This is a genomic window from Marinobacter piscis (genome assembly GCF_007671655.1).
Taxonomy (GTDB): domain Bacteria; phylum Pseudomonadota; class Gammaproteobacteria; order Pseudomonadales; family Oleiphilaceae; genus Marinobacter; species Marinobacter piscensis.
In genome coordinates, this window is record NZ_VCGX01000001.1 from 726,050 (window position 1) to 742,537 (window position 16,488).

Below are 16,488 nucleotides of genomic sequence, written 5' to 3' on the forward strand. Positions count from 1 at the left end.
GCTGCAGTGATGTAGACTCAGGCCCGGCTCGAGCGCTGTTCTCGACAAGTCTTGGCATATTCTTGATCTCTCTTGATCGCTCTTGATCAACCCGTGAAAAATGAAGGAATGTCCGTGCGTGCATATTCTGACAACGATTACCCATCTGGCCACAAACCCAACTGGAAAGTCATTGCCGGGCTCTGGCCTTATCTTGCAGAGTACCGCGGGCGGGTACTGCTGTCTCTGGCTTTTCTGGTGGTGGCAAAGCTGGCAACCGTGGCAACGCCTGTGGCCCTGAAGTACATTGTGGATTATCTGGACCAGGGCCGCGAGGGTGAGCTGTTGCTGTGGATTCCGGTGGCGCTGGTGATTGCCTACGGGGGGCTGAGGTTCGGCAGTACCCTGTTCAGTGAATTGCGCGATGCGGTGTTTGCCCGGGTGGCTGAGCGTGCCATGCGGCGGGTCTCGCTGCGGGTGTTCCGCCATCTGCATAACCGTGAGCTGGCCTTCCACCTGGACCGGAAAACCGGCGGGCTGGCCAGGGACATCGAGCGTGGCACTACCGGTATCAGCTTCCTGTTGCGCTTTACCCTGTTCAATATTATTCCGACCTTGCTGGAAATCCTGATGGTAGCAGGCATTCTGCTGGTCGCGTTCAACGCCAGCTATGTCTTTGCCATTGTTCTCGCTGTCGTGGTGTATGTCGTATTTTCCATTGTTGTTACCGAATGGCGCACCCGGTTTGTACGTGAGGCCAACGCCCAGGATAACCAGGCCAATTCCCGGGCAATAGACAGCCTGCTGAACTATGAAACCGTAAAATATTTTAATAATGAAGCCTTTGAAGCCGAGGTCTACGATGAGAACCTTGCCGACTGGGAACACGCCCGCCTGAAGAACCGCCTCTCCCTGGCCGCGCTCAATTCCGGGCAGGCACTGATCATCGGTGTAGCGATGATTGTCATCATGGTGATGGCGGTGCGGGAGGTCGCCAGTGGCGCCATCACCCTGGGTGATTTCACCATGGTGAATGCCTATCTGCTTCAGTTATTTATCCCTTTGAATGCGCTGGGTTTTGTTTACCGGGAAATCCGCCAGTCCCTGGTGAATGTGGAACGGCTGTTCGGGCTGTTGCAGGAAAAGCCCGCTATTGAAGACGCAGCTAACGCGCCGGCACTGGTTGTGAACAAGGGGGAGGTGAAATTCCAACAGGTACACTTTGCATACCGCGCGGATCGCCCGATCCTGAAGAACGTGGATTTCACCATACCCGCCGGACATACCCTGGCAGTGGTAGGTGCCAGTGGTGCCGGTAAATCCACCCTCGCCCGCCTGTTGTTCCGGTTCTTTGACGTGGACCAGGGCAGTATCACCATCGATGGCCAGGATATTCGTGAGGTCAGTCAGGACAGCCTGCGCGCGGCCATAGGCACAGTGCCTCAGGACACAGTACTGTTCAACGATACCGTGTACCGGAACCTCGCCTATGGTCGGCCAGAGGCCACGGAAGCGGAAGTGCACCGTGCCGCTGAACAGGCGCATCTGGATAACTTTATTCGCAGTTTGCCGGAAGGCTACAACACCCGGGTAGGTGAGCGTGGCCTGAAACTCTCCGGCGGCGAAAAACAGCGTGTGGCCATTGCCCGGGTTTTGTTAAAGAATCCGCCGTTACTGATTCTCGATGAGGCCACATCGTCGCTGGATTCTCTCTCCGAACAGGCCATTCTCGAGGCCCTTAATGAGGTCAGCCGTCAGCGCACCACCCTCGTGATCGCCCACCGCCTGTCCACCGTGCGCGCTGCCGATACGATCCTTGTAATGGATCATGGGCAGATTGTTGAACGTGGCAACCACAGTGAATTGCTGGCAAAAAATGGCTATTACGCCAGGCTCTGGTTGCAACAGCAGCACACGAACTCTGTCAGAGAAAATTGAACCATTTCAAAGTTTTCATTATTTAACTGATAATTATCAATTATAACAAGGCCTGTAGTGGTAGGGTGCGGCATAGATAGGAAACTAAAAACCGCAGAAAACGCGGCGCAACCGGCGTAATTCAGGAGCGCACTATATGGCAAGTACACGCAAGAAAATCTCCATTGCGATAGCAGGAGTTGCTGCTCTGGGGGTTATCGGCTTCCTGGTTCTCACATCTCCCTGGACCTGGTCCTTAACCCACAGCCTTCCACCTGCTGCGAGCCCGGACAGCCCGGCGGATCTGGAAAATGGCCGGCTTGTTTTTATTGCCTCAGACTGTGCCACTTGCCATGCCACGACGGGACAGGACAGCCACGAGCAGCTTGGCGGTGGTAAAGTCCTTGATACCGAATTTGGCAAGTTCCATATGCCCAATATTTCCCCTCACCCGGAGCAGGGTATAGGTAACTGGACTCTGGAAGAGTTTGACCGGTCCCTGCGTCAGGGTGTGGGTCCGGACAGTATTCTGCCGGATGGCCAGAACCTGTACCCGTCGTTTCCGTACACTTCCTACCAGCGCATGGCGCCTGAAGATGTGCGGGATCTTTACGCATACATGATGACGCTGCCGGAAAGCGACAAGGTTGTGCCCGACCATGAACTCAAGTTCCCTTATACACTTCGTCGTGGCATAGGTGTCTGGCGTCTCTTCTTCCTGGATGGCAAGAGCCCTGAAGAAATCGGTACCGATGTTGCCGATTTGCCCGAAGGTGTAGACCGGGAAAGATTCGAGCGGGGTCGTTACCTGGTAGAAGGGCCTGCACACTGTGTGGAGTGTCACTCGCCACGTACGTTCATGGGCAATATTCCGAAGGCCAAGCGCTACTCAGGTGGCCCGGACCCGGAGGGCACAGGTTATATTCCCAATATCACACCCCATGAGACCGGGATCGGATACTGGTCGGCGGCGTCAATGGCCAACTATCTGCATACGGGTGTTAACCCGATCGGGCGTGAGTCCGGCGGCGATATGGCGGAAGTTATCGTGAATACGTCGCAATTGCCGCGGTCAGACCAGCAGGCCATGGCCACCTATCTTCAGCATATCACTCCGGTGGATCAGCCAGCTCCGGGTATGCCTGAGCCAAACTATACTGAAGAAGTCGTGATGCTTGAGAGTGCGGTTGATAACCGGATACCTCTACCTACCAGTGATCCGCAACAGATCGAACAGGGTGATACAGCGTTTGTCGCCGGTACCAAGTCGCTTTATACCACCCCGGACCTGGAGCAGGCAGACACGGAAGACGGAAAACTCCTCGGAGGCGCCAAAGCCAGGGTTGTTTCCAGAGAAGGAGACACACTGAAGCTCGAGATTACCGGCTGGCAGCCGGAAAATGCGCCCTCAGTTATCTACCAGGCCAAAGGGCAGCGGGTGATTGTTGCGGCACTTGGGGATAAGGCAGTCGCGGAGAGCCAGCGTGGCGAAACTGAAATTGACACAAACACTGATCAGCAATGGCGCCCGGTGACTCTGCAGGCCTGGTCTGATGCCAACGACCTTAACCTGAATCAGGAAGAGCTCTGGAGCTACAGCAAAAATGCTTATCAGAATAGCTGTTCTTCCTGCCACTCACTGTCCGACGAAGATCATTATACGGCTAACCAGTGGGTCGGCACGCTTGCGTCCATGAAGCGCTTCACCAGCTTCAACGATGATGAATACCGTCTGATTCTTTCGTACCTGCAGAACCACTCCAAGGATCTGGGTTCTGATAGCGACATTAATCAGCCGGTCGTTGAACATGCCAGCGAGGGGGTGCCCCAGTGAGCCAGGACGCTATCACTGACCCGGATGCCAGCACGCTCATCGTTGCCGCCGAATGGTTGAGCGGACTGTTCATGGCGCCTATGTCATCGCAGCAGGTAGCGCAGGCCGGCTCGGCGTCCGGCCAGAATGCCCTGCGCTGGATTGGAACCCAGTTGCAGGCCCCGGCTGCTGCGGAGGCCCTTTGTGACAAACTCACTCAGGACACCCCAGAGAACCTGGCGGTTCATCTGCAACGTCGTTACACCGCGCTGTTTGAAGGCATTTTCCGGCATCGCGCGGTTCTGCCCTATGAAAGTGCCTGGCAAGAGAACGGTGTACCCACACTTGGAGGCAAACCTGTCGCCGAGATGGAGGCGATCCTGCGTGATCTGGATGTGCATGTCAGCGCCGACTGTTGTGAACCAGCCGATCACTTAGCGATAGAGTTAGCGGCTCTGACGGCGGCTTTGGGCGGTGGTTATACCTCTGTGACAACCGAACTGGTACGGCGCCTTCAGGGGTGGGTCCCCGGATTTGTCCAAAGCCTGGAAAACCTGGACCCGGAAGGTTTTTATGCGGGCTCAGGCAAGCTATTACTTGCCTTGATCCGCACAGCACAGTCTGTGCTGTTTATGACGGATCCCGCTGTGGTGTCCGCTAACGAACAATGTGAAGGAGAGTTTGCATGAGTAAAAAAACTCACGAGTTGCGCGGTGTTGCCCATACAGATATTGAGTCACCCACGCGCCGGCGTTTTCTGCAAGGCTCTGCTGCAACCGCTGCTCTCAGTGCCATGCCTTTCTCGCTGTCGTTGTTGAGTGGTGGGGCCATGGCTCAGAGTGGTTCAAAAGAAGTCATCTCTGGCTGCCACTGGGGCGTGTTCACCGGCGTTGTTGAAGATGGCCGGGCGGTAAAATTCAAACCCTGGGGAGGTGATCCACAGCCTACACCTATGCTGGAGGGGGTGCGCGATTCAATTTATTCAGCGTCGCGGATTCGTTACCCGATGGTGCGTCGTGCCTGGCTCGAGCAGGGCCCGGGTGCAGATCCTGACGGCCGCGGAAACGGTGATTTTGTGCGCGTATCCTGGGACAAGGCGATCGAACTGGTTGCCAACGAACTGACACGCGTACGGGAAGAGTATGGACAGCAGGCGGTTTACGGTGGCTCCTACGGCTGGAAGAGTCCGGGCAAACTCCATAACTGTAAAACTCTGCTGCGCCGTATGCTGAACCTGACCGGTGGTTTTACCTCAAGTATTGGTGATTATTCCACCGGAGCGGCCCAGGTTATTCTCCCCTATGTTTCCGGGTCCATTGAAGTTTACGAGCAGTGTACGACCTACCCGGTGTTGGCAGAACACACTGATCTGATGGTGTTCTGGGGCTGCGACCCCCGTAACAATTCCCAGATTTCCTGGCAGGTGGCAGATCACGGTGCTTTCAAGGGTATCGATCAGCTTAAAGAAGCGGGAGTAAAGACTCTCTGCATTGACCCGCTAAGAACCAACACCTGTGACTATCTGGATGGGGAATGGATTGCCCCGAAACCACAGACAGACGTGCCGCTGATGCTGGGTATTGCCCACACACTGCTGAGTGAAGATCTGCATGATCAGAAGTTCCTCGATCGTTACACCAGTGGCTTTGAAGAATTCAGACCCTACCTGACCGGAGAGTCAGACGGACAGCCCAAGGATGCTGACTGGGCCGCAGACATATGCGGCATAGATGCAGAAACCATCCGTGATCTGGCCCGTCGCTTTGCCAATAACCGCACTATGCTGGCTCTGGGGTACTCCATGCAGCGCCAGCATCACGGAGAGCAGTCCACCTGGATGCTGGTCACCCTGGCCTGCATGCTCGGTCAGGTTGGTCTGCCCGGGGGCGGATACGGGTTGAGTTACCATTATTCTTCCGGCGGTGCCCCTACCCATAACAGCCCCATTGTGAAAGCTATCGATGACGCTGCCGGTGGCGGTATGGGCGGATCGGTTGACGAAGCCGGCAGTGATATAATGATACCCGTGGCGCGTTTTGTGGAAACACTCCTGAATCCCGGTAAAACCATGCAGTTCAACGGCAGCGAAATTGAGTTGCCGGTGATAAAGCTGGCGTACTGGGCCGGAGGCAACCCATTTGCGCATCACCAGGATCGTAATGAGATGCTCAGGGCCTGGCGCGAGCTGGATACCTTCATTGTCAATGATTTCCAGTGGACAGCAACCGCCCGCCACGCTGATATTGTCTTACCGTGCACCACCTCTTATGAGCGTAATGACATTGAACAGGTAGGGGACTATGCCCTGAGCCATATTGTTGCGATGCGGAAGATCGTTGAGCCACAGTTTGAAGCCCGGGACGATTTCGATATCTTTGCAGCCATTGCCGACAAACTGGGCAAGGGGTATGAGTTCACCCAGGGCCGCTCTGAGATGGACTGGATTCGCGGGTTTTACGAAGGCGCGAAAATAGAAGCCCGGGCCAAGGGTATGGAAATGCCGGTGTTTGATGTGTTCTGGGAATCCAATAAACCCCTCGCGTTTCCACTGGAAGACGAACAAAAGAACTTCGTGCGCCATGAAGCGTTCCGCAAGGATCCGATTCTGAACGCGTTAGGGACAGCCACAGGCAAGTTCGAGATATACTCGCGGGCCATTGCCGGATTCGCTTACGACGATTGCCCGCCCCACCCCACCTGGATGGAGCCGATCGAGCGCCTGGATGGGCCAACCACCAAATATCCGCTTGGAATCTCCAGTAACCATCCTGCCGGTCGTCTGCACTCGCAGTTGTGTGGAACTGCGTTCCGGGAAACCTATGCAGTGCAAAACCGTGAACCTTGTATGATTAACCCCGAGGATGCAGAACCCCGTGGAATCAAGGACGGTGATGTGGTGCGGGTATTCAACGACCGGGGACAGATTCTCGCAGGTGCCGTTGTGACAGACGATATCATGCCGGGGGTCATTATGGTTTCAGAGGGGGGTTGGTTTGACCCGCTTGACCCGCGTGAGATTGGTAGCCTCTGCCGTTATGGCGACGTTAACAACCTCACACCGGGAATCGCCACATCCAAGCTGGCGCAAGCCAATTGTGGCCAGACCGGTGCTGGTGATGTGGAGAAATTCACAGGTGAGTTGCCCGAGGTTTACGTGTTCTCACAACCTGAAATCATCACAAAACCCGGAACATCGGCCTGATCACCCCTCAGGTATCCCAGCTCGGGGGGCAGTTACTGCCCCCCGAGTATGGATGCCAATCCTGACGCCCTCACTACCCGTTGTTCAACGCTCTCGCTGAGCACGCTGGCATCGCCGGTCATCAGACTGAACCAGTTTCTAGCCCGGGTGATCCCGGTATATACCAGCTCTTTGGTTAATACCGGGCTGAGTCTGTCCGGCAGCACCAGGCAGGTATGGTTGAATTCAGACCCCTGGGATTTGTGTACGGTCATGGCGTACACAGTTTCCAGTTGCTGCAACCGGCTGGGCGAAATCCAGCGGATAGACTCCGTGCCGTCGCTGCTGGGGAAGGCCACACGCAGGGTTTCTCTGACGTCGCCACTGGCAGTTTTATCCCAGGGTACGCTGAAGGTGATCCCGATATCGCCATTCATCAGGCCCAGGTTGTAGTCGTTACCTGTGACCAGAACTGGCCGGCCGGCGTACCAGCCCTGGGAACGGGGTATCAGCTTCTGTGAATACAGATGTTCTGCTATCTGATCATTCAGGCCTTCCACGCCCCAGGGCCCCCGGCGCAGGGCACAGAGAATCTGGAAGTCGTTGAACGCCTCCAGCACCCTCAGAGCCAGTGTGTCCCAGGCTTCCCGGGGGCTGTCGGAGTTCAGCCTGTGATCCCGCAGCATGTCCAGATAATGGCGGTAACCGACCGGTGGCGGCAGTTGCTCGCCTTTAACCACTCTGCCCTGCCCCTGGTTGCGGAAGGCGTTCGGGGTGCCGGTCACGGCGTGCTGGCAAATCTGTTGCAGCGTGCTGTCCAGCTCGGGTTTCCGGATGTGGCCATTGAGCCAGATAACATCGTCGAACGCTGCCTCCCGCATGTGCCGGCGCATGCGTTCGTCAAGGTTGCTGGCGTTGACGGCTTCAGCCAGTACACGAATACCACTGTCCTGCTGGAACCGGTAACTCTTGCGCAGCATGGCCACGGCCTGATCCATGGCCTGGCCATTGCTATCAATCAGTGTGTCCGGTACCTGTGTACCTGTGATCGTAGCCAGCCAGGCGGCCGTATCCGGGGTGTAGTGACCTTCATTTGCCCGCTGGCATAACTCACCCAGAACCGCGCCGGCATCCACCGAGGCCAGCTGATCTTTGTCTCCCAGAAGAATCAGCTGGGCGTGGGCCGGCAGGGCATCGAATACCGAGGCCATCAGGTCCACATCCACCATGGAGGCTTCATCGATCACCAGAATATCCACCATCAGCGGGTTGTCGCGGTTATGGCGGAATTTCCGCGAATCCGGCCGGCTGCCCAGCAGTCGATGCAGGGTGGTGACTTTGGTGGGGATGTCGTCCGGCTTGATACCACCGGGCAGGTGAGCCAGTGGTAAACGACTGACGGCACCGCCAATGGATTCGTTCAGGCGCGCAGCCGCTTTGCCGGTGGGCGCGGCCAGACGGATACGGTAGGCGCGCCCGGCCCGCTCCGGGTCTTCGCCGGCTACGGCCTGCAGGGCAGCCAACAGGTTCACCACGGTGGTGGTCTTACCGGTGCCGGGGCCGCCGGTGATGACCGAAAACCGGCTGCGGGCGGCCAGAGCGCAGGCCAGTTTCTGGTAGTCGACTGTTTCTCCGGGCCCGAACAGGGTGTTCAAAGCCAGGGACAGTGTCTGTGCCGCGGGCGAATCCGGTTCTGTTACCGGTGAGGGCAGAGCCAGGCGCCGGACAATGCCCTCGGCAATGCGCTGTTCGTAACGCCATAAACGGCGCAGGTAGAGCCGCCCTTCGGTCAGAATCAGGGGCGCCACGGGCGAGCCATCGCTGACCGCAAAGGCATCCGATAACGCCGACTGGCAATCAGCCAGGGTGATGCGTGTGAGCAGGTCAGCCGGTTTCAGGTGGCTCGGATCTGCAGACAGTGCGTCGTTTGTGGCCGGCTCTTCCGGTGGCAGGGATAAGGTGGTGTCAGCGTCGGCCAGCAGGGTTTCCAGATCAATACACACGTGGCCGCGCCCCACCTGGTGGGATGTGAGTGCCGCCAGTAACAAGACCAGAGGTGACAGTGTTTCGCCCTGTTCTTCGGATAACGCCCGGATCAGCCGGGCAAAGCCCAGGTCCAGCGGCCGAATCCATTCCGCCTGCTGCCACTGTTCCAGAAGAGCATCGGTTTTATCCAGGTGGGTTAGCAATGGGGTGTTCAGGGTCCCGTTCATGCCGCCACCTCCCCTGCTGCAGAGTTGCCATCAAACAGGGCATCCAGTTGCTCAATCAACGCCCTGGGTGGCTTGTCGGTAAACGCACCGCCGGTGCCGGAGTTCACCCCCCGAAGGAACAGGTAGACAGCCCCGCCTATGTGCTGGTCGTAGTCGTAATCCGGCAGCCGGGCTTTCAGTAAACGGTGCAGGGCTAACAGATACAGCACGTATTGCAGATCGTAGCGTTTTTCCAGAATGGCTTCACCCATGGCCTGGTCGGTGTAGGCGCTGTCGTCTTCACCCAGAGTGTTGGATTTATAGTCCAGCACGTAATACTGCCCCTGGTGCTCGAAGACCAGGTCGATAAAGCCCTTGATCATGCCGTTGAAGATTTTGTCCTGTGCCTGTGGCCGGTCCGCCCTGTTGAGGGTGTGGGCTTTCACCAGCCGATCGAGTGTCGGCACATCAACGTTGCGGCTTTCAAACCAGAATTCCAGTTCCGGGCGCAGGGTTGTCAGCTCTGCCAGACTCACTTCGTGGCTACCGGCGCGCTGCAATCGAAAAGGCCGGGTTATCAGTGCCAGTAACCAGTGTTCCAGTGGCTCTGCCCAATCGCTCCAGCCGCGGGTGCTGCACCGGCGGATGAGCTGTTCCTGCAGCTGATGCGGGTTATCCACAACCCACTGAAAGCCGTTATGGGTACACCATTCCAGCAGTTCATGCAGGAAAGTGCCGGGTCCGGCCCCTTTGGGAAAATGGTGATGGTTATGCTGCCCGGGAACCTGTGCGTCTTCTCCGGTGTTCTGGGCACTTTCTTCCAGAAGGTGCTGGGTTTCGGCGTCTTCTACTTCTCCGGTGAACACAATGCCGATGCCCGCCATACCTCTGTACTCAATGGAAGAGTAGCTGGCAATCCACCAGTCTTCCCTGGCTTCCCGGTGGGAGACCAGGGCCGGCCCCAGGGCTTCCGGTGCCGGCTCGGTGTACCGGGTTTCGTCTGCCTCCGGCAGCGGCGTGACGCAGATTTCTGGCTGGCCGTCGCTCAGGTGGCCCAGACACTGGCTGATTAAGTTTGCGCCGCTGCCAGCAATCAGGTAGCCCAGCCCGCTTTGTTGCCAGTTATCGAGAGCAGCAGCGCCTACCCAGGTGGCAAATCTGGCCCGGGTCAGGGCAACATAGATTTTACGGATGTCTTCGCCCAGCCGCTCCTGGTCGGCTTTGGCAACGTCCTCTGCACTCGGGTCGAAGACAATTACCGGTTTGTTGTTATCGTCGTGATAGCTGACAAACGACTGTTTCTCACTCTGGGCACGGTGGGCGGTACCAAACGGCAGAAACACCAGCGGGTATTCCAGGCCCTTGGACTTGTGCACGGTAATCACTTGCACCAGGGCGGCGTCGCTTTCCAGGCGCAGGGTGCGGTGTTCGTCTTCTTCGTCGGCGGCGCGCAGAATCTGGGTGAAGTGATGTAACAGTGCATGTTCACCGTCCAGTTGCAGGCTGTCTTGCTGCAGCAGTTCGGCAATGTGCAGAATATCGGTCAGCCGGCGTTCACCATCCGGCCGCTGCAGTAACCGGCCGGGAACGCCAAAATCCATCAGAAAGCTGCGCAGCATGGGCAGCACGCCCTGATTCTGCCATTGTTGCTGGTAACCGATAAAACGTTCGATTTCCCGCTCCAGGGCGATTTCGTCGGTGAGCAACCGGTTCATCGCCTGCCAGGACTGACCCAGGGTGGGCGTTGCCAGTGCCGTCCGCAGGTGCGCCAGTTGCCGGGGTTCGGCAAAGGCGTGTAGCCAGGACAGCATTTCCGTAGCTTCCGGTGATGTCAGTACCGAGCCCCGGTCAGACAGGTACACACTCTTGATGCGACGGTGCCCCAGGGCTTCGCGCACAGCGCTGGCTTCGTTGCGGTTATTCACCAGTATGGCTATGTCTTTGGGGCTGACCGGCACCAGGTCGTCCGGGTTTTCCTGCAGGGCAAATCCGGCTTTCCCCGCCTGCCCCAGCGTCAGCAGGCGGGCGATTTCACTCGCGCAGGCTTCTGCCAGATCTTCGGTGGCCGCCCCTTTGGCCAGGCTTTTGGGGTTGCCGTTCTTATCGGTGTCGTCGGTTTCGTGAGTCCAGAACATCAGGCTGGGCTGGGCCTGGTTTTCTACCCGCCACTGACGCCTGGTGCCATGGGCAGCGACACTCTGAAACGGCAGGGGTGAGGTATCGCCCTGGCCAAACAGGAAAGCGCCGTTGTTACTGTATTGGTCGCTGTATTCGAAGATCCGGTTCACCGCACTTACCATCGGCTCTGCGGAGCGGAAGTTTTTACCCAGGGTGTAGGTACGGTCTTTTACCCCTTGCCGGGCCTGCAGATACGTGTGGATATCAGCGCCCCGGAAGCCGTAGATAGCCTGTTTCGGGTCGCCGATCATGAGCAGGCAGGTGGCCGGGTTGTTGTCTTCGACCCGGTAGATACGATCGAAAATCCGGTACTGCACCGGGTCAGTATCCTGAAACTCGTCAATCAGCGCCACCGGAAACTGGTGGCGGATGGTGGCGGCCAGTTGTTCGCCCCGGGGGCCGTGCAAAGCATCGTCCAGGCGGGTCAGCAGATCATCAAAGCCCATTTCAGAGCGCTGTTGCTTTTCTTCTTCCAGCCGGTTGGCAATCCAGTGGCTGGCGTGGCGCAGGATGTCGGATTTGGCGCTGGGCTGGTTCTGGCCAAAGAGCATCAGCTCTGCAATGGCCTCGAATGCCGGGTGATGCGGGGCCGGGTCCTCGCCTTTGAGAATAGCGTCCAGGCCTTCGGGTGTCTGGTTTTTAAAGCCGGCAGCGCTGTCGAGCTTCTCAGGTAGCAACTCGTCTGATTCTGCCCAGGCCACCAGGGTATTCCAGACTTTCAGCATGGCATTCTTGCTGTTGCCGTTGAGTCGTTTGCGTTTATTCAGGTCATTCAGCAGATCAGCGACTTCACCCTGCCACTGAGCCCAGTGATAACGTTTCAGGGCCCGGGACTGGTTTTCCCGTTCGTTAACGACCTGTTCGATGGCCTTATGTACATCCGCAGGCGGTGTGCCTGTGCTGTCGGGGTTGCCAATCAGGTTGCGTACCGCACCGCGCAGGTCCGCCGGGGTTTTCCAGTGGCTCAGGGCTTCGTCCATCAGGGCCGGGGGCAATGGATAGACAAAAGTGCGCCAGTAATCCCGGGCTACATTTTCCAGCAACTCACTCTGGTCGGTCTCCAGAGTGAGTTTGAACAGGCTGCCGCTATCGAAGGCGTGTTCACTCAGCATCCGGTTGCAGAAACCATGAATCGTCGATACTGCGGCTTCATCCATCCATTCGGCAGCCTCCAGCAGCCGCTTGCGGCAGTTGGGCCAGCTGGCGGGGTCCGGGTAGCTGTGGTCCCGAAGTGTCTGGATCAGTTCGGTTTCCGCTGACAGTTCCAGGCTGGCGGCATTTTCAGAAAATACCTCGGCCGCCTGGGTCAGCCGGGTTCGGATGCGATCCCGGAGCTCTTTGGTGGCGGCTTCGGTAAAAGTGACCACCAGTAGTTTCGGGGGGAGAAGATCCTGCAAGGGGCTGCCGTCGGCCTGGCCGTGGCCCAGTACCAGACGCACATACAGAATGGCGATGGTGAAGGTTTTACCCGTGCCGGCACTGGCCTCAATCAGGGCACTGCCGTTCAGAGGCAGGGTCAACGGGTCCAGGTTGGGGTTACGGTTGTGTGTTTGCTCGCTCATGACAGGCTCCCGATCTGTTCCGCGGCGGATTTGCCCTGCTCTGCTTCCCACAGGGGGACATACAGGTCGTGCAGCAGCGCTTCAAACTCGCCACTGGCCATCAGCTGCTCCGGCGTTTCGAAGGCGCCACGCAAATAGCCGGTGTCCCTTTCCAGCGCCGTAGTATAGGCTTTTTCAGCTTCATCAATGGCGCGTTCGTGATTGCCAAGGTGTTTCTTGCCGCCATAGAAACTGGTCACCCAGGCAAAGCCGGCTTCGCAGTGAATCGGCAGTGCCCGGGTGGTGGCTTCCATCCAGCGTTTCAGCACGGTGTTAAAGTGCTGTTTGGCAGTCCCGGGTGCCATTGGGGCAAACTGGAACCGGCGGTCTTCTTCTTTGCCCAGAATCAGGGTGGTAAACGGTTGTCCACTGAGCTGTCCTGCCAGGTGAATCACCCAGTCCTGCAGCAGATTGGCGTAGCGCACTTTTCTGCTGGAACCGGAGCTGGTCAGCAAACCGGAGCGGGATACTACCAGTCGGCACAGATCACCCTCCGCATTTTGCCGCAGCCCGTTAATCAGGTCGGCCACTTCCACAGCACCTGTGCTGTTTTCAAACCAATAATTGAACACCAGGGGTTCAGCGATGACGTGTGGCCATTCGGCCAGGGCGCTCTGGTAGCGTCCGAACAGATTCGGCAGGCGCCCGGACAATTCGTTGCGCAAGCGGTGTTCGGTTACTCCCATACCCAGATCACCGCGCCGGGCCATGCGGTCCAGTGTGCTATCCAGGTGCTCATGCAACTCGTCTTCCGTCGCGGACTTGAGCACGCTGTGTTGAATAAGCTCGTTATCCAGCCGCCAGCGTTCCAGGCCGCTCAGATCAAAGTTCTCGTTGTCTGTATCATCCTCTTCTACGTCTTCAAAGTGCACCTGCAGGCGGCGCTGGTAGAAGGTGTCGATGGGCTTTTTCAGGAACCCGGCCAGGTCATTCAGGCGAATGGGTTCCTCCGGGGCCTGATACGGCAAGGCTTCCCTGGCCTGCCCTGTGGTATCCGTCCCATGGGCACTGCGCCATTCCCGCTCATAGGTGAACAGGTGGCGGGATTGCAGCACTTCCGCCAGGGGCTTCGGCTCCCCTTCCGTACTGTCGTTCCGGGCATTGGCTTTGGGGAAATAATCCCGGCTGAAGGGTTGCAGCGGATGCCGGGTGGTCAGGGCCCCGGTCACGGTTGCGTTGGTGGTGTCTGCCAGTGTCCAGAGGCTGTCGAGGTGATCCTGTAGCTGAGCCACCAACACCGACGGGGGCCGCTCGGAGTCATCCTTGATGCTGCGCCCTACCCAGCTGATATACAGCTGTTCCCGGGCCGATAACAGGGCTTCCAGAAACAGATAGCGATCGTCTTCCCGGCGGGAGCGATCACCCGGGCGGTAATCCTCGGCCATCAGGTCGAAGTCGACCGGCGGCCGGGAGCGGGGGTAATCGCCATCATTCATGCCCAGCAGACAGACGTTCCGGAACGGAATGGCACGCATGGGCATCAGGGTGGCAAAGTTCACCTTACCCGCGAGGAAACGCTGGTTCAGACCACCTTCATCCAGACCGGCCAGGAGCACGTCTTTAACGATATTCAGGGGCAAAGTCTGAGATTCCAGACCGGCCGCCAGAGTGTCTTCCAGCCACTGTTCCAGCTGGCGACGGAAGCGGTTGAGCAGCAACAGATCGGTGTCTTCCACTTTGTGGAAAAACTGTTCCAGCATATCCGAGAGCAAGGTCTCCCAGGCCTCCGGGGTCCGGGGGTTCTGCAGTGCCTGCCAGAGGTTTTCCAGCTGATGCACGAACTCACTGAGCCGGCCGGCAAGGTCTGCCTGCAGGCCGGCAATTTCACCGTAAGGCTCCACACCTGCCCAGGGATCGTCTTCGCCCATACCGTACCCCAGCAGCATGGACCGCAAACCCGATCGCCAGGTGTTGCGTTCCAGCTTGGCTGGCAGGTCCAGACTTGCACGGTGTTCACTGTGCAGGCCCCAGCGAATATTGGCACCTTCCACCCAGCGCCGTGCCAGGGGGATATCATCTTCACGAATGCCGAAACGGTCGCGGATGCCGGGCACTTCCAGCAGACTGATGATTTCACTCACTCCAAAGCGGCTGCGCGGCAGCGACATCAGGGTTTCCAGAGCTATCAATATCGGTTCGTGGTGGCGTTGGCCCTGATCGGAGATAGTAAAAGGAATATGACGTTTCCGGCCCGGTTGATAACGGCCGAATACAGCCTGAATATGGGGCGCATACACATTGATATCCGGCACCATAACGATGACATCCCGTGGCCGTAAATCCGGGTCCGAGTTAAAGGCGGCCAGCAACTGGTCATGCAGCACCTCCACTTCACGTTGGGGGCTATGGGCTTCGTGGAAGGCCACGGAATGGTCGTGAGTGATATCAACCGTGCGTGCCTGGTCACGGATTTCCTGCAGAGGTGTAAGGTTGTAGATGTCGTTCTGTAACTGATGCAACAGGCAGGGCGCTTCGCCGGAGCCATGTTCGGAGAAAATATCGATTTTCTGGTCCGGAGTCTGGAAACTGCTGCGATATTCTTCGGGGTTGTCGAACTCATCCAGCAGGCGGATGTAATCCCGCCCCTGCTTGCCCCAGGCAGCCAGCAGAGGGTTAGCGTGCTGGTGCAGCTGGTCTTTGTCATCAATCCGGGACAGCACCGGATGGCTTGCGCCGCGTTTGCGCTCGGCTCGCAACAGTTCCCGGTCGCTGACGATGTCGGCCCAGTAGAACTGACTGGGGTTATGCACACAAAGCACCACCTGGCTGAAGCGGCTAAGCACGTACAGAGCCTCCAGTGCCTGTCTTGGTAATGAAGACACCCCGAACACCACTATGCGTCTGGGTAACCGGGAGGGGTTGGCCGGCGTGTCGATGTGTTTGCCCTGCGCCATAAAACGGGTGTGGATCTGTGAGCGGCTGGTATGGATATTTTCGTCAATGTCCTGCACCAGCATGCGCCACAAAAAAGGCTGCCAGAGTGTTTCCGGGTCCAGCGGCTTTTCTTCGTTTCTGGGTGTGATGATGACATTTTTGCCCTGCTCCCAGGCTGCCAGCCAGTCGGCGCGGAATACCTGATACTGGTCGAACAGATCCGCCACCTTCTCCGCCAGCTGGAAGTTACGCAAATCGGCATCCTTACCGTCCAGAAATCGGGCCAGGGGCGTGAAAGCCTCATCCTGCCCGACCAACTGCGGCAAAAGCCGGTATAACCGCCATACCAGCCGGCTTTTATCGAAGGGTGACTGCTCCGGCACCTCGCCTTCGGGCAGCACAGCCCGGTAGGCTTGCCAGATAAAGCGGGCCGGAAACAGGAAATCCATGCCGGCGGCAATGCCCAGCCCGCCTTCCATACCGTCGTCGCTGGCCTTTTCTGCCAGGGCCAGTTTCAGCCACTGGGCAATGCCGTTACTCTGCACCAGAAAGGTTTCACTCTGCAGGGGCGGCATGGGGTTCTGCCGGCAGATATACACCACCGCCCGGCGCAGGTCTTCCAGGTGATTGGCGTGGATAGCGTGAAAGCCGGGTTCGATGCTGGGGTGTTCTGGGGCGGACAAAGCGGCCATGGGTTTCCTTTGCTGCGTTGTAAGCTGGGTTCCGAAAGCAACAGCTTACCTTAAGCACCAT

Annotated in this window: 7 protein-coding genes; 4 read left to right on the plus strand and 3 right to left on the minus strand. The window is 57.9% G+C overall.

The features are described 5' to 3' along the window. Positions 1-114: 114 nt before the first annotated feature. From FFI95_RS03345 to torA, 4 genes are all read left to right on the plus strand, one after another. Positions 115-1,917: an ABCB family ABC transporter ATP-binding protein/permease gene (locus tag FFI95_RS03345; RefSeq protein ID WP_144820976.1), complete on the plus strand. Its 1,803-nt coding sequence runs from the start codon at positions 115-117 to the stop codon at positions 1,915-1,917. A 136-nt stretch (positions 1,918-2,053) separates the two neighbouring features. Then, the gene (locus tag FFI95_RS03350; RefSeq protein ID WP_144820977.1) at positions 2,054-3,730 is read left to right on the plus strand and encodes a c-type cytochrome; all 1,677 of its coding nucleotides are present in this window, start codon (positions 2,054-2,056) and stop codon (positions 3,728-3,730) included. Beyond that, positions 3,727-4,398 carry a TorD/DmsD family molecular chaperone gene (locus tag FFI95_RS03355; protein ID WP_144820978.1) on the plus strand — a complete coding sequence of 224 codons (672 nt, stop codon included), beginning with the start codon at positions 3,727-3,729 and terminating at the stop codon, positions 4,396-4,398. The genes FFI95_RS03350 and FFI95_RS03355 overlap by 4 nt, the downstream gene beginning before the upstream one ends. After that, positions 4,395-6,911 (plus strand): trimethylamine-N-oxide reductase TorA, encoded by a 2,517-nt coding sequence (gene torA, locus FFI95_RS03360; RefSeq protein ID WP_144820979.1) that lies wholly within the window; start codon positions 4,395-4,397, stop codon positions 6,909-6,911. The genes FFI95_RS03355 and torA overlap by 4 nt, the downstream gene beginning before the upstream one ends. 32 nt (positions 6,912-6,943) lie before the next feature. On the opposite strand, the gene recD is transcribed toward torA, so the two are convergent. The 3 genes from recD to recC are packed head-to-tail and all read right to left on the minus strand — an operon-like array spanning position 6,944 to position 16,427. After that, positions 6,944-9,103, minus strand: a complete 2,160-nt coding sequence (gene recD, locus FFI95_RS03365; RefSeq protein ID WP_144820980.1) for an exodeoxyribonuclease V subunit alpha — start codon at positions 9,101-9,103, stop codon at positions 6,944-6,946. After that, positions 9,100-12,822, minus strand: a complete 3,723-nt coding sequence (recB, locus tag FFI95_RS03370) for an exodeoxyribonuclease V subunit beta (RefSeq protein WP_144820981.1) — start codon at positions 12,820-12,822, stop codon at positions 9,100-9,102. The genes recD and recB overlap by 4 nt, the downstream gene beginning before the upstream one ends. Next, on the minus strand, positions 12,819-16,427 hold the full coding sequence (gene recC, locus FFI95_RS03375; RefSeq protein WP_144820982.1) for an exodeoxyribonuclease V subunit gamma: 3,609 nt from the start codon (positions 16,425-16,427) through the stop codon (positions 12,819-12,821). The genes recB and recC overlap by 4 nt, the downstream gene beginning before the upstream one ends. Between the last annotated feature and the right edge of the window lie 61 nt (positions 16,428-16,488).

Bases quoted from the DNA above. Each gene is read 5' to 3' on its own strand.
- FFI95_RS03350 (WP_144820977.1), top strand. From the start codon at position 2,054: ATGGCAAGTACACGCAAGAAAATCTCCATTGCGATAGCAGGAGTTGCT.
- torA (WP_144820979.1), top strand. From the start codon at position 4,395: ATGAGTAAAAAAACTCACGAGTTGCGCGGTGTTGCCCATACAGATATT.
- recD (WP_144820980.1), bottom strand. From the start codon at position 9,103: ATGAACGGGACCCTGAACACCCCATTGCTAACCCACCTGGATAAAACC.
- recB (WP_144820981.1), bottom strand. From the start codon at position 12,822: ATGAGCGAGCAAACACACAACCGTAACCCCAACCTGGACCCGTTGACC.
- recC (WP_144820982.1), bottom strand. From the start codon at position 16,427: ATGGCCGCTTTGTCCGCCCCAGAACACCCCAGCATCGAACCCGGCTTT.